At 58.9% G+C, this 12,710-nt stretch carries 15 protein-coding genes; 12 read left to right on the top strand and 3 right to left on the bottom strand.

The window, feature by feature from the left end; translation table 11 throughout:
* Window position 1 precedes the first annotated feature (1 nt).
* Window positions 2-316 (bottom strand): DUF1476 domain-containing protein, encoded by a 315-nt coding sequence (locus ACI3K0_RS00395; protein WP_148144300.1) that lies wholly within the window; start codon window positions 314-316, stop codon window positions 2-4.
* A 342-nt stretch (window positions 317-658) separates the two neighbouring features.
* Here ACI3K0_RS00395 and purC point away from each other — a divergent pair, with 342 nt between their 5' ends.
* The 5 genes from purC (at window position 659) to ACI3K0_RS00420 (ending at window position 3,083) form a co-directional block, all read left to right on the top strand.
* Window positions 659-1,423 (top strand): phosphoribosylaminoimidazolesuccinocarboxamide synthase, encoded by a 765-nt coding sequence (purC, locus tag ACI3K0_RS00400; protein WP_148144299.1) that lies wholly within the window; start codon window positions 659-661, stop codon window positions 1,421-1,423.
* A 16-nt stretch (window positions 1,424-1,439) separates the two neighbouring features.
* Window positions 1,440-1,682: a phosphoribosylformylglycinamidine synthase subunit PurS gene (gene purS / locus ACI3K0_RS00405; protein ID WP_112459135.1), complete on the top strand. Its 243-nt coding sequence runs from the start codon at window positions 1,440-1,442 to the stop codon at window positions 1,680-1,682.
* A 17-nt stretch (window positions 1,683-1,699) separates the two neighbouring features.
* The gene (locus tag ACI3K0_RS00410; RefSeq protein ID WP_183821632.1) at window positions 1,700-1,957 is read left to right on the top strand and encodes a hypothetical protein; all 258 of its coding nucleotides are present in this window, start codon (window positions 1,700-1,702) and stop codon (window positions 1,955-1,957) included.
* Window positions 1,954-2,628: a phosphoribosylformylglycinamidine synthase subunit PurQ gene (gene purQ / locus ACI3K0_RS00415; protein ID WP_404944780.1), complete on the top strand. Its 675-nt coding sequence runs from the start codon at window positions 1,954-1,956 to the stop codon at window positions 2,626-2,628. Before ACI3K0_RS00410 ends, purQ begins: the two co-directional genes overlap by 4 nt.
* 68 nt (window positions 2,629-2,696) lie before the next feature.
* Window positions 2,697-3,083: a hypothetical protein gene (locus ACI3K0_RS00420; protein WP_404944781.1), complete on the top strand. Its 387-nt coding sequence runs from the start codon at window positions 2,697-2,699 to the stop codon at window positions 3,081-3,083.
* 136 nt (window positions 3,084-3,219) lie between these two features.
* On the opposite strand, the gene ACI3K0_RS00425 is transcribed toward ACI3K0_RS00420, so the two are convergent.
* A complete protein-coding gene (locus ACI3K0_RS00425) occupies window positions 3,220-3,501 on the bottom strand; it encodes a DUF1127 domain-containing protein (RefSeq protein WP_404944782.1) in 282 nt (93 codons plus the stop codon).
* A gap of 83 nt (window positions 3,502-3,584) precedes the next feature.
* Here ACI3K0_RS00425 and ACI3K0_RS00430 point away from each other — a divergent pair, with 83 nt between their 5' ends.
* From ACI3K0_RS00430 to ACI3K0_RS00455, 6 genes are all read left to right on the top strand, one after another.
* Window positions 3,585-5,003: a PLP-dependent aminotransferase family protein gene (locus tag ACI3K0_RS00430; protein ID WP_404944783.1), complete on the top strand. Its 1,419-nt coding sequence runs from the start codon at window positions 3,585-3,587 to the stop codon at window positions 5,001-5,003.
* Between the two features lie 145 nt (window positions 5,004-5,148).
* Window positions 5,149-7,356, top strand: coding sequence for a phosphoribosylformylglycinamidine synthase subunit PurL (purL, locus tag ACI3K0_RS00435; protein WP_404944784.1), 2,208 nt, complete (start codon window positions 5,149-5,151; stop codon window positions 7,354-7,356).
* Window positions 7,357-7,526: 170 nt separating this feature from the next.
* Window positions 7,527-7,763: a BolA family protein gene (locus ACI3K0_RS00440; RefSeq protein ID WP_148144292.1), complete on the top strand. Its 237-nt coding sequence runs from the start codon at window positions 7,527-7,529 to the stop codon at window positions 7,761-7,763.
* Between the two features lie 4 nt (window positions 7,764-7,767).
* A complete protein-coding gene (locus ACI3K0_RS00445; RefSeq protein WP_148144291.1) occupies window positions 7,768-8,007 on the top strand; it encodes a hypothetical protein in 240 nt (79 codons plus the stop codon).
* A 119-nt stretch (window positions 8,008-8,126) separates the two neighbouring features.
* Window positions 8,127-8,459, top strand: a complete 333-nt coding sequence (gene grxD, locus ACI3K0_RS00450) for a Grx4 family monothiol glutaredoxin (protein WP_183821628.1) — start codon at window positions 8,127-8,129, stop codon at window positions 8,457-8,459.
* A gap of 71 nt (window positions 8,460-8,530) precedes the next feature.
* Entirely contained in the window at window positions 8,531-9,784 is a 1,254-nt protein-coding gene (locus tag ACI3K0_RS00455; protein WP_183821627.1) for a multidrug effflux MFS transporter, read from the top strand.
* Between the two features lie 196 nt (window positions 9,785-9,980).
* Here ACI3K0_RS00455 and ACI3K0_RS00460 read toward each other — a convergent pair whose 3' ends face one another.
* On the bottom strand, window positions 9,981-10,628 hold the full coding sequence (locus ACI3K0_RS00460; RefSeq protein ID WP_148144288.1) for an invasion associated locus B family protein: 648 nt from the start codon (window positions 10,626-10,628) through the stop codon (window positions 9,981-9,983).
* Between the two features lie 276 nt (window positions 10,629-10,904).
* Between ACI3K0_RS00460 and ACI3K0_RS00465 the strand changes: the two genes are divergently transcribed.
* Complete coding sequence (locus tag ACI3K0_RS00465; protein ID WP_183821626.1) at window positions 10,905-12,710, top strand: extracellular solute-binding protein; 1,806 nt, start codon at window positions 10,905-10,907, stop codon at window positions 12,708-12,710.

Genomic DNA, 12,710 nt, shown 5'->3' on the forward strand with positions numbered 1-12,710 from the left:
GCTACTGGTTCTCCACCTGGGCAGAAGCTTCAGTCAGCAGATCGAGCATCTTCATGCGTATCTCTGCATCCGACACCGCAATCCCGGCTGCATCGAAATCCTGCCTCAGCTTGCGAAAGACGTCCTCATGTCCGGCTTCCGCAAAATCCGCAACGATCACTTCCCTTGCATAGGCATCCCGGTCCGGCCTTCCGAGCATTTCCGCCGCCCAGAGCCCGGCCAGTTTGTTACGCCGCGACAATGCCCTGAATTTCAACTCCTCATCGTGCGCGAACTTGTTTTCGAACGCCTTTTCACGATCACTCATGCCACTCATGTTTTCCTCCCACGGCAACATTAGAATAGTTAAATAAGAGCATTCCCCCCTTTTGCAATCGGTAGCCCTGGAGGCCCCAGGATGCTTGATTGGAACCCAACCGATTGCAGCGCTATTTAAAGATGGAGTTCGACAACCTATCTGCCGTGGAAAGTCGGTGGTGCCGGAAAAAAGCCGGTCAAACCGATATAGTATGTTGGCAGTGATTCTTCGCATACCGAATACAGGGCAAATCGCCTGCCAGCGGACGTCTGCATTGTGAAAAGGAAACTTTTCCGATATGGGACCGCTTCAAATATGATTGCAGCCGCTCAGGCCGCCTTAGAACGAGATAAGAATACCATGAATCGTCGCCGCCGTATTTACGAGGGCAAGGCCAAGATCCTTTATGAAGGACCCGAGCCCGGCACGCTGATCCAGTTCTTCAAAGACGACGCCACAGCCTTCAACAAGAAGAAGCATGATGTCATCGACGGCAAGGGCGTGCTCAACAACCGCATTTCCGAATACCTGTTCACCCACCTGAACAAGATCGGCATCCCGACCCATTTCATCCGCCGGATGAACATGCGCGAGCAGCTGATCAAGGAAGTCGAGATGATCCCGCTTGAGATCGTCGTGCGCAATGTCGCCGCCGGCTCGCTGTCGGAGCGACTTGGTATTGAGGAAGGCACCGTACTGCCCCGCTCGATCATCGAGTTCTATTACAAGTCCGACCAGCTCGCCGACCCGATGGTTTCCGAGGAGCATATCACCGCCTTCGGATGGGCCAATCCGGCCGAGCTTGACGACATCATGGCGCTCGCCATCCGCGTCAACGACTTCCTCTCCGGACTCTTCCTTGGCGTTGGTATCCAGCTCGTCGATTTCAAGATCGAATGCGGTCGCCTTTACGAGGGCGATATGATGCGCATCATATTGGCCGACGAGATTTCCCCCGATAGCTGCCGCCTCTGGGACATCGAGACGAAGGAAAAGATGGACAAGGATCGTTTCCGCCGCGATCTCGGCGGCCTTCTCGAAGCCTATTCCGAAGTCGCCCGCCGTCTGGGCATCATCAATGAAAACGAACCGATCCGCGGAACGGGTCCGGTTCTGGTCAAGTAATCAGGGGTATTTTGCAGTGATCAAGGCACGTGTAACCGTCACGCTCAAGAACGGCGTTCTCGACCCCCAGGGCAAGGCCATCGAAGGTGCCCTCGGCAGCCTCGGCTTCGAAGGCGTTCACCAGGCCCGCCAGGGCAAGGTCTTCGATCTTGAGCTGGACACAGCCGACAAGGCCAAGGCGGAAGCCGACCTCAAGGCCATGTGCGAAAAGCTTCTGGCTAACACGGTGATTGAGAACTACACTATCGCAATCGACTAAAGGTTGCGGAGCGTGTGATGGCCGAAGTCACCAGTGAACTCATGTATGAACTTATGAAGCGCATTCATGCAGACCTGGGTGATCTCAAGCTAGGCCAGCGAGAGTTGAAAGCAGAGATAAATGCGATGCGGGGAACGATGGTTCCGCTGCATCAGGATATTCTCAACATAAATACAACTTTGGCGCGGCATGAGTTGCGCCTCGACCGTATCGAAAACCGCCTGGAACTGCGGGAGTTCCAGGAAGCCCAAGCAAGGTTTGAACCACAGCCATGAAGTCAGCCGTCGTCCAGCTCCCAGGCCTCAACCGCGATCGCGACATGATCGCCGCCCTCACCAAGATTTCCGGCAAGGCGCCGATCACCGTCTGGCAGACGGAGACGAGCATTCCCGATGACGTCGACCTGATCGTCATTCCGGGTGGGTTCTCCTACGGCGACTACCTGCGCTGCGGCGCAATCGCTGCCCGTATGCCGGTCATGCAGGCGATCAAGGAAAAGGCGGAAAAGGGCGTCAAGGTTCTCGGCGTCTGCAACGGCTTCCAGATCCTCGTCGAGGCAGGCCTGCTTCCCGGCGCGCTGATGATGAATTCCTCGCTGAAATTCGTCTGCAAGGAAGTGAAGCTCGAAATCGTCAATGCCGAGACCGACTTCACCCGCGCCTATGAAAAGGGCCAGGTCATCCGCTGCCCTGTCGCGCACCATGAGGGCAATTATTTCGTCGATCAGGAAACTCTGAAGTCGATGAACGGCAATGGCCAGGTCGTCTTCCGCTACGCCGAAGGCACAAACCCCAACGGCGCGATCGAAGATATTGCCGGTGTCGTCAATGCCCGCGGCAACGTTCTCGGCATGATGCCCCATCCGGAAAACCTGATCGAAGCCGCCCATGGCGGCAGCGACGGTCGCGGTATCTTCGCATCCGCGCTGGACGTCATCGCAGCCTGATCCTCACACGGGCGTCGGCAAAAAAGGCTGACGCTTGCTTTATAAGCCATTTTTGGGAACGCACGCAGATGGCCTGCCGCATTTCGACTGCAATTTCTGTAACCGTTCTCGCCGCAGCGCTGGCTGCGTGTCAGGCCAAGCCCGTTGTGCAATCCAGCCCTTCGGCGCTGGACATCATGGAAAAGGTTGCTGTTGCCGCAAACCGCTGCTGGTTCAAGTCAGGTGACGCTGCCTTCAAGTCCTACGCCTTCGCGCCGGAACTGTCGTCCTTCTCGGGACGTCCGCGCATCCTCCTCACCCGCAAGGGCTCATCCGACATTCGCCCGCTCCTCGTCGTCCAGGCGGAGGGCAAACCTGCCCGCCTCAGCGCCTTCGGCCCGATAATGAACGAACAGCTCGGTACACGCGTTGGTGCCGACGTCAAGCGTTGGGCGGCCGGCAACAGCAATTGCTGACGTAAAAAGGGCCCGTCCGGCGGTTGGGATGCCGGACAGGCCGCTTGCACCTGCTACAGGTGCCCGGTGCAATTCGCGCGAATGAGGGGACCAAGTTCGCGTTCGAAATTGCACTGAATATTTCAAGCCCGCATTCTCAGCCCAGGAACCAGGATTTCCCGGCTTCGCGCTTGGCTGCAATCCGCGTCACGCCGATATCCCGTAGCTGGCTCTCGTCCATATCAAGGAGAGCCGCCCGTCCTGAGCGCCGCGTCAACGCATTCTTCAGCGCATCGATCAATCCGGCAAAGATACCCAATCGAACCGTCATGGTCGCTTCTGGTAGCAGATCCTTGGCGACATAGAAGGCCGCTTCGCGTTCGTAGCGATCGGGATAAATTGTATCTATTGTAACGAGATATTCGTCATACTTGCGCATTTCGCACCTGTTGGCGTTTCGTTGCATTGCCTGCATTGTGGATACATTGACTCAAAAAGCACCGCAATGTAATCATTGTCACTATGACAAAATGGCTTCCAGATCTTCAGGAGGGCTCCGGCCCGCTCTACACCCGATTGGCCGACCAGATGGAAAAGGCCATCGAAACCGGTGACTTGCCGTCGGGCAGCAAGCTTCCGCCACAACGAAACCTCGCCTACGATGTTGGGGTGACAATCGGCACGGTCAGCCGCGCCTATTCGCTTCTGCATGAACGCGGGCTGGTCAATGGCGAGGTCGGGCGCGGCACTTACGTCTTGAAGCGCGACGATGAAGGCGCGCAGGATGATCAATATCCCGTATCCACAAGCATTGCCGGCACACGGCCGCTGCAGGCTCCGTCGGGCAAGATCCGTTTCGACAGCACGGCCGCCCCCGATCTCGGCCAAAGCGAGACAATCGCGGAGATAACATCAGAAATCATGCGCGACTGCCCGCACGACGTTGCCGGCTACACCCGCACCTCCCCGGATCATTGGCAGCAGGCCGGCGTTCGCTGGCTGAGCTATGGTGACTGGGCTCCCACCCCAGACTCAATTGTCCCGACACTGGGCGCTCATGCCGGGATCATGTCGATCATTGCCGTCCTGACCAACCCGGGAGACAGGATTGCTTTCGAGCATCATACATATTCCCAGGTAAGCCGCGCCGCCGGCCTCGTCGGTCGACGAATATCGCTGGTCAATTCGGACGCACACGGCGTCATTCCCGACGATTTCGAGCGAGCCTGCGTGCAGGAGCATCCGAAGATCGCCTTCTTCATGTCCTCGGTGCAGAACCCGACCTTGGCAACCATGCCGCTCGAGCGGAGAGAAGCCATCGCTGCCATCGCACGCAAATACAATGTCTGGCTGATCGAGGACAATCTTTACGGCGCCATGGACAAGGGAGACATTCCACTGATCGCGACGCTCGCACCGGAGCGGACATTCGTTGTTGATGGCCTGTCGAAATCGGTATCCGCCGGCATCCGTGGCGGGTGGGTCGCCTGCCCGCCTCACTTAGCCCAGCGTGTACGGGTCGCGCACAAGATGACGACGGGCGGCATGCCTTTCCTCCTCGCCGAACTGAGTGCCCGCCTCGTGCTCAGCGGCGCGGCCGATGTGATCTGGGAGCGCTGTCGCGCGGAGATCAACGTCCGTGAAGCCATGGCCCGCGAAATTCTCGCCGGTTACGACCTCAACTCCAATCCCGACATTCCCTTCCTCTGGCTTAAGCTGCCGGATCCCTGGCTTTCCGCCACATTCAAGAACGCCGCTTATGCCGACGGCCTGTTGCTCGACGACGAAGCGGAATTCAAGGCAGGCAGGTCGGAAAAGATAATCCATCGCGTCCGCATCGGCTTTTCCTCGCCAAGCTCCAGGCAGGAAGTCAATGATGGCCTCAGGATCGTGCGAAGCCTGCTGGACAATGGCTCCGGCGGTTATGACAGCCTCGCCTAGAAGCAACCATCTGCGATTTCGAAACATAGCACGTAGCAATCCCCGGCCTTCATCCGGCCGGGCCGATTTTCCTGTCGCACTCGCGCGATAGTTAGGTTAAAGAGGCGCCAAAAGCCCCCGACCGGCAGCCATTCCAGGATAAAAGATGACGATCTCCAATTCCCGCCAGATCACCCCGGAACTCATCGCCTCTCACGGCCTCAAGCCGGATGAGTACCAGCGCATCCTTGATCTGATCGGACGCGAACCGAGCTTCACCGAGCTTGGCATTTTCTCTGCCATGTGGAACGAGCACTGCTCCTACAAGTCTTCCAAGAAGTGGCTGCGCACGCTGCCCACCAAGGGCCGTCGCGTCATCCAGGGACCGGGCGAAAACGCCGGCGTCGTCGATATCGATGATGGCGATGTCGTCGTCTTCAAGATGGAGAGCCACAACCACCCGTCCTATATCGAACCCTATCAGGGTGCGGCGACCGGCGTCGGCGGCATCCTGCGCGACGTATTCACCATGGGCGCGCGTCCGATTGCAGCGATGAACGCCCTGCGTTTCGGCGCTCCCGACCATGCCAAGACCAAGCATCTCGTCTCGGGCGTTGTTGCCGGTGTGGGCGGTTACGGCAATTCCTTCGGCGTACCGACCGTTGGCGGTGAAGTCGAGTTCGATCCGCGCTACAACGGCAACATCCTCGTCAACGCCTTTGCGGCAGGCCTTGCAAAGTCCGACGGCATCTTCCTCTCCGAAGCCAAGGGCGTCGGCCTGCCGGTCGTTTATCTCGGTGCAAAGACCGGCCGCGACGGCGTCGGCGGAGCCACGATGGCCTCTGCTGAATTCGACGAGTCGATCGAAGAAAAGCGCCCGACGGTTCAGGTCGGCGACCCCTTCACCGAAAAGTGCCTGCTCGAAGCCTGCCTCGAACTGATGAAGACCGGCGCGGTCATCGCCATCCAGGATATGGGTGCTGCCGGCCTCACCTGCTCGGCCGTCGAAATGGGCGCCAAGGGCGATCTCGGCATAGAGCTCTACCTCGACAAGGTCCCGGTCCGCGAAGAGCAGATGACGGCCTATGAAATGATGCTGTCGGAAAGCCAGGAGCGCATGCTCATGGTTCTCGAACCTTCAAAAGAAGAAGTCGCCAAGGCGATCTTCGTCAAGTGGGGCCTCGACTTTGCCATCGTCGGCAAGACGACCGACGACCTGCGTTTCCGCGTCATTCATCAGGGCGAAGAAGTTGCCGACCTGCCGATCAAGGATCTCGGCGATCAGGCACCGGAATATGACCGTCCGTGGATACAGCACACCGCCCGCGACGCCCTGCCCGCTTCGCAGGTCGCAGAACCTTCCGATTACAACGACACACTCCTCAAGCTCGTCGGCTCGCCGAACCAGTCCAGCCGCCGCTGGGTCTGGGAACAGTATGACACGCTGATCCAGGGCAATTCGCTGCAGCTTCCGGGTGGCGATGCCGGTGTCGTGCGCGTCGAAGGCCATGCGTCGAAGGCGCTCGCCTTCTCCTCCGACGTTACCCCGCGTTACGTCGAAGCCGATCCGTATGAAGGCGGCAAGCAGGCGGTTGCCGAATGCTGGCGCAACATCGTTGCCACCGGCGCAGAGCCGCTGGCGGCCACCGACAACCTCAATTTCGGCAACCCTGAAAAGCCGGAAATCATGGGCCAGCTCGTCGGCGCCATCAAGGGCATCGGCGAAGCCTGCACCGCGCTCGACTTCCCGATCGTCTCCGGCAACGTCTCGCTCTACAACGAGACCAACGGCGTTGCCATTCTTCCGACCCCGACCATTGCCGGCGTCGGCCTGATGGGCGACTGGCAGAAGATGGCCCGTGTCGGTTCGGCCAAGGATGGCGACGTGCTGATCATGATCGGCACCGACGGCAGCCACCTCGGCTCGTCGATCTACCTGCGCGACGTGCTCGATTCGACCGATGGCCCTGCCCCGACGGTCGATCTCGTCGCCGAGCGCCGCAATGGTGAATTCGTCCGTGCAGTCATCCGCAATGCCCAGGTCACCGCCTGCCACGACATTTCCTCGGGCGGCCTTGGCCTCGCTCTTGCCGAAATGGCAATGGCGTCGAACAAGGGCATGACGGTAAGCCTCGCCGACCAGCAGGGACCGGCACACGCGCTTCTCTTCGGCGAAGACCAGGCTCGTTATGTCATCGCCGTTTCGGCCGATCTTGCAAACTTCGTCCAGGCCAGCGCCGAAAGCGCCGGTGTTCCGTTCCGCACGCTCGGCAAGGTCGGTGGTGAAGCGCTGGTTGTCGAAGGCGTCGTCAACGTCGCCGTCAGCGACCTGACCGCAGCGCACGAAAAGTGGTTCCCATCCTTCATGGCCTAAACGCCTTCATGGCATAATCGCCTCGCAAGGTTCTGTGAATTGATGACAATGCCGGCGAAGAGTAATCTTCGCCGGCATTGTCGCTTTGACCGGGCCGAAAGTTTGAGGCAGTGTTCAAACGGACAAGCACCCGGCAGCGATTCCGGGAGAAACAAGAAGGACATAACTGCATGCCCATGCGACCCGGCGAAATCGAAGACATGATCAAGGCGGGCATTCCCGGCGCCAAGGTCACCATCAGGGATCTTGCAGGCGACGGTGATCATTATGCAGCCGAAGTCGTGGCGGAAGCCTTCCGCGGCAAGAGCCGTGTGCAGCAGCACCAGATGGTCTACGATGCGCTGAAGGGCAATATGGGCGGCGTGCTGCACGCGCTCGCGCTTCAAACCTCGGCTCCTGCGGATTGACGTCATGAACAGCCTCGTCAACCAGATCGTCACCGGCGTCGTCGAAAGCCTGGTCAAGGAATTGCTCGGCAAGTCGCACGGCAAGACGGCAAGCAAGCGCAAGAAACGCGCCGCAAAGCCAGCATCGACGACGACGAGTGCGACCAAGCGGAAGGCGGCAACCACGCGCAACGCCAAACCCGCTCGCAAGCAGGTTAGCAAACGCCGGACGACGGCCAGCCGTAGCAGGCAACGCAGCCGCTAGGTTTGCATCTTTTGCGCCGGGCATTTGGCATTCAGCGCTGGAATTAATAAGGCTGCCTTGCTATTTAAGGGCAACGCGCAGCGCAGCGGTCCTTGAAACCGCATGTGAAAGGATATGATATGAGCGGCATTAACGATCTCATCGACAACGAAATCAAGACCAACGACGTCGTGCTTTTCATGAAGGGCACACCGCAGTTTCCCCAGTGTGGTTTTTCCGGCCAGGTCGTCCAGATCCTCGACTACCTCGGCGTCGACTACAAGGGCATCAACGTTCTTGCAGACGCGGAAATCCGTCAGGGCATCAAGGACTATTCCAACTGGCCGACCATTCCGCAGCTCTACGTCAAGGGTGAGTTCATCGGCGGCTGCGATATCGTCCGCGAAATGTTCCAGTCCGGCGAACTCAAGAGCCATTTTGAAGGCCAGGGCGTAAACGTACGCGCAGCCTGAACGGTCAATCCGGACGACCAAGATTTTTAGGAAGGCGCCGCCCCCGCGGCGCCTTTCCCATTCTTAAGGAAATGGTTGTGACAAATCCTTCACAAAATCCGTCTGCGCGCCTTCAAGGCGTCGTCAAAACTGAATTCATTGCAATGATGGCGGCGCTGATGGCGCTGAATGCACTCGCCATCGACATCATGCTTCCCGGCCTGCAGCAGATCGGCGAATCGCTCGGCGTCGAAGACCCCAACCATCGCCAGTATGTGGTCTCTGCCTATCTGTTCGGCTTCGGCGTCGCACAACTGCTCTACGGGCCGCTTTCCGACCGGTTCGGTCGCCGCAAGCCGCTCCTGGCGGGCCTCGGGATCTATATCGTCTCCGCCATCGCCGTCGTTTTTATCCCAAGCTTTGCCGGCCTGCTGATCCTTCGCTTCATCCAGGGCCTCGGATCGGCCGCCACACGCGTGATTTCGGTTTCCATCGTTCGCGACGTCTATGGCGGCCGCGCCATGGCCGAAGTCATGTCGCTGATCATGATGGTCTTCATGATCGTCCCCATCATTGCCCCGGGAACCGGCCAGGTCGTCCTGTTCTTCGGCAACTGGCACCTGATCTTCGCGTTTATCGCCGTGGTCGGCATTATCGTCACCTGGTGGGTGGCAAGGCGGTTGCCCGAAACGCTGCATGAGGATGATGTGCGCCCGTTCACCGCTTCATCCGTGCTGGCCGGCTTCATCATCGTGCTGACCAACCGGGTGGCGCTCTGCTACACGCTCGCAAGCACGTTTATTTTGGGCGCCCTTTTCGGCTTCATCAACTCCGCAGAGCAGGTCTACAATCAAATCTACGGTCTTGGCGTCTGGTTCCCCGTGGCATTTGCAGCCGTCGCGGTCTTCATGTCCCTGTCGGCATTCCTCAACTCGCGGCTTGTCGGGCGCTTCGGCATGCGCCGCCTGTCGCATGGCGCGCTGATCGGCTTCATCACCACCACACTGATCTGGCTTCTCATCCAGATTTTTGGCCCGCAGCCCATGCCCTTCCCTCTGTTCCTGCTGCTTTTCGCGCTCACCATGTTCCAGTTCGGCTGGATAGCCTCGAACTTCAACTCGCTGGCAATGGAACCTTTGGGACATGTCGCCGGCACGGCATCGTCGGTGCTCGGCTTCATGGGAACCGTCGGCGGTGCTGCAATCGGCGCCTTGATCGGCCAGTCCTTCAACGATACGGCGCTGCCGATGGTCGCGGGCTTTTTCACCGTCTCGATTATCGGTCTCGTCTTCGTGCTGATCGGCGAAAAGGGCAAGCTGTTCCATCCGCACAATCCCAAGGTCTGAACAAGCTCAGCTCGCCTTTCCTGATGAACGGAGCGATTTTAGGACACACCGACAATTGAAAAGACCGCGGCGCTGATGGTGCCGCGGTCTTTTGCTGTTCACGGCTCGCCACGAAAAGGGAGCAGGCATCAGCACAAACAGAAAGGGCGCCCCGAAGGAGCGCCCTTTCCTTGAAAAATCGTCTGTCAAAAAGGTCTTACTGACCCTGCTTGGCGGCAGACTGAGCTTCTTCCAGCTTCTTGCGGGCTTCTTCAGCCTTCTTCTGCATGCCTTCTTCCAGCGAACGCTGGCTTTCAGCCAGCTGCGACTGGGTGATTGCCGGGCCGTCGAACGCGCCGGTAAAGCCACCGAGCGAAACCTTGATCGGATTCGGAGCGCGACGGAAGTTCATCGAGGTGAAGACGACCTCGTTGCCCTTCTTCAGGCTGGCGATCATGGCGTCGGTCAGCGGAACTTCAGCCGTGCACTTGTCCGGCAGGCAGACGGTGTAGTCGAGCTTCTGGCCCTTGCCGCCATCGATCTGCATGACGACGCCAGGAGGAACGAGACGCGCGGTCGGTACAGACACCTGAAGGATCTTGCGGTTGACCTTGCCTTCGAGCGTGATCAGGCCGACAGCGGTGATCAGCTGGCCGTTCTGTGCAAGGATAACGTTCTGCACCACGCAAAGGTCGCTATCTTCCTGCTTGGTGCAGGTCTTGAACCAACCGAGCGGAGGAGCGCCAGGCGCCGCCGGTGCTGCGGCCTGCTGCGCCGATGCCGCGAACGGCATGGCAGCCGTGCCAACGGTAAGAGCCAGAGCGGACATAGCCGTCCGCAGAACTTTGGTAGCCTTAAGATTCATAACGAGATCCGTCTCCTGAAAACCCTAGGACGCGGCAAAGCCTTCAATCCCTCGGGGCGTCGTTCTGATGTGTCACCTGAGGTTCAAATGAGGCTTTTGAATGACCCCATCTCTTGTGCCTCTGTTACATCGCGGCCGCTCCGATATCCAGCCCCTGCCGTGATTTTTGAACACACGTAAGCGGTAAACACCGCTGTTTTATGGAATGCACGAGGTTGGTCGCAGGGCAAGACTGGTCTATTTTGCGGCGAATCGGCGATACCTATCGGGGTTCTTATGCGGCACTATCTTATATTGTTGATTGCGGTCTTTCTGCCGTTACCGCTGGCAGCAGCCCCGGTTCACGGTATTGCCATGCACGGCGCGCCGAACCTGCCCGCAGACTATCGCAATTTCGACTACGTCAACCCCGAGGTAAAGAAGGGCGGTTCGGTTCGTTATGGCGTGGTCGGCACCTATGACAGCCTCAATCCCTTCAACCTCAAGAGCATCCGCACCACGGCCCGTGGCATCTGGGATCCGGCTTTCGGCAACCTGATTTACGAAACGCTGATGACCCGCTCGGGCAACGAACCCTTCACGCTTTACGGCTTGCTGGCGGAATCGGTCGAATGGGACGATCAGCGCACATTCATCCAGTTCAACCTGAACCCCAAGGCCCGCTGGTCGGACGGCCAGCCGGTAACGCCGGATGATGTGATCTTCTCGCTCGAAGTGCTGCGCGACAAGGGTCGCGTTCCCTTCTCATCGCGGCTCGACCGGATTTCAAAAATGGAAAAGGTCGGAGAGCACGGCGTGCGCTTCACCTTCAACGAAAAGGCCGACCGCGAATTTCCGCTGATCCTTGCAAGTTCCACCCCTATCCTGCCGAAACACGCGATCGACGCCGATTCGTTCGACCAGTCGACGCTGAAGCCGCCGATCGGTTCCGGCCCTTATCTGATCAGGACCGTCGCCCCCGGCGAACGCATCGTTTACGGGCGCAATCCGGATTACTGGGGAAAGGATATTCCGTCCAAGGTTGGCTTCGATAATTACGACCGGATCTCGGTCGAATATTTCCTGCAGGAATCGACAATGTTCGAAGCCTTCAAGAAAGGCGCAGTCGACGTCTACCTCGAAGGCAGCCCCACCCACTGGGAGCGCGCCTATGATTTCCCGGCCGCCCATAACGGTGACGTCATCAAGGATACGTTCACCCCGCAGCTGCCGACCGGCATGCTCGGCTTCGTCTTTAATACGCGGAGAGTTCTTTTTTCCGACGTTAATGTCCGCGCCGGCCTCTCTCTCGTCTTCGATTTCGAATGGGCAAACCGCAACCTGTTCGAAAATGCCTATACCCGCACCGAAAGCTTCTGGCAGGGCTCGCCGCTCTCCTCGCTCGGCAGACCGGCCGATGAGCGCGAACTGAACATCCTCGGTGCCGCGAAAGACCGAATCGAACAGGAAATGCTCGACGGCACCTATCACCTGCCGAAAACCGACGGCTCCGGCGCCGACCGCGTCATTCTCAAAAAGGCGGTCGATCTCCTGGCAATGGGCGGCTACACGATCAAGGACGGCAGGATGTCGGATGAGCGCGGCCGTCAGCTCTCCTTCGAAGTCATGGCGCAGACCGTGGACCAGGAAAAGCTCGCCATCACCTACCAGCGCAGTCTCAGGCTGATCGGTATCGACATGCGCATCCGCACCGTCGATGATTCGCAATATCAGGCCCGCTCGTCGAGCTTCGACTACGACGTGATCATCAAGTCCTATCCGTCCTCCCTGTCCCCCGGTATCGAGCAGATCGGCCGCTGGGGATCAACTGCGCGCGACGCTCAGGGCAGCTTCAATTTCGCTGGAACGGCAGACCCGGACATCGACCGCCTGATCGAGGCCATGCTGACGGCCCGCTCGAAGGAGGATTTCCAGGCATCGGTGCGGGCCTATGACCGGCTGCTGCTTTCCGGTCACTATATCGTGCCGCTCTATCATGTACCCAATCAATGGGTAGCGCGACGCAAGCATATAAGTTATCCCGAAATCTTGCCGCTCTATGGCTACCAGCTCAACACCTGGTGGGATAACCGGGCGCAATAA

The organism is Rhizobium sp. ZW T2_16 (assembly GCF_044987325.1).
Classification (GTDB): Bacteria; Pseudomonadota; Alphaproteobacteria; order Rhizobiales; family Rhizobiaceae; genus Neorhizobium; species Neorhizobium cellulosilyticum.

Bases quoted from the DNA above. Each gene is read 5' to 3' on its own strand.
- ACI3K0_RS00395 (WP_148144300.1), bottom strand. From the start codon at position 316: ATGAGTGGCATGAGTGATCGTGAAAAGGCGTTCGAAAACAAGTTCGCG.
- purC (WP_148144299.1), top strand. From the start codon at position 659: ATGAATCGTCGCCGCCGTATTTACGAGGGCAAGGCCAAGATCCTTTAT.
- ACI3K0_RS00410 (WP_183821632.1), top strand. From the start codon at position 1,700: ATGGCCGAAGTCACCAGTGAACTCATGTATGAACTTATGAAGCGCATT.
- purQ (WP_404944780.1), top strand. From the start codon at position 1,954: ATGAAGTCAGCCGTCGTCCAGCTCCCAGGCCTCAACCGCGATCGCGAC.
- ACI3K0_RS00420 (WP_404944781.1), top strand. From the start codon at position 2,697: ATGGCCTGCCGCATTTCGACTGCAATTTCTGTAACCGTTCTCGCCGCA.
- ACI3K0_RS00425 (WP_404944782.1), bottom strand. From the start codon at position 3,501: ATGCGCAAGTATGACGAATATCTCGTTACAATAGATACAATTTATCCC.
- ACI3K0_RS00430 (WP_404944783.1), top strand. From the start codon at position 3,585: ATGACAAAATGGCTTCCAGATCTTCAGGAGGGCTCCGGCCCGCTCTAC.
- purL (WP_404944784.1), top strand. From the start codon at position 5,149: ATGACGATCTCCAATTCCCGCCAGATCACCCCGGAACTCATCGCCTCT.
- ACI3K0_RS00440 (WP_148144292.1), top strand. From the start codon at position 7,527: ATGCCCATGCGACCCGGCGAAATCGAAGACATGATCAAGGCGGGCATT.
- ACI3K0_RS00445 (WP_148144291.1), top strand. From the start codon at position 7,768: ATGAACAGCCTCGTCAACCAGATCGTCACCGGCGTCGTCGAAAGCCTG.
- grxD (WP_183821628.1), top strand. From the start codon at position 8,127: ATGAGCGGCATTAACGATCTCATCGACAACGAAATCAAGACCAACGAC.
- ACI3K0_RS00455 (WP_183821627.1), top strand. From the start codon at position 8,531: ATGGTTGTGACAAATCCTTCACAAAATCCGTCTGCGCGCCTTCAAGGC.
- ACI3K0_RS00460 (WP_148144288.1), bottom strand. From the start codon at position 10,628: ATGAATCTTAAGGCTACCAAAGTTCTGCGGACGGCTATGTCCGCTCTG.
- ACI3K0_RS00465 (WP_183821626.1), top strand. From the start codon at position 10,905: ATGCGGCACTATCTTATATTGTTGATTGCGGTCTTTCTGCCGTTACCG.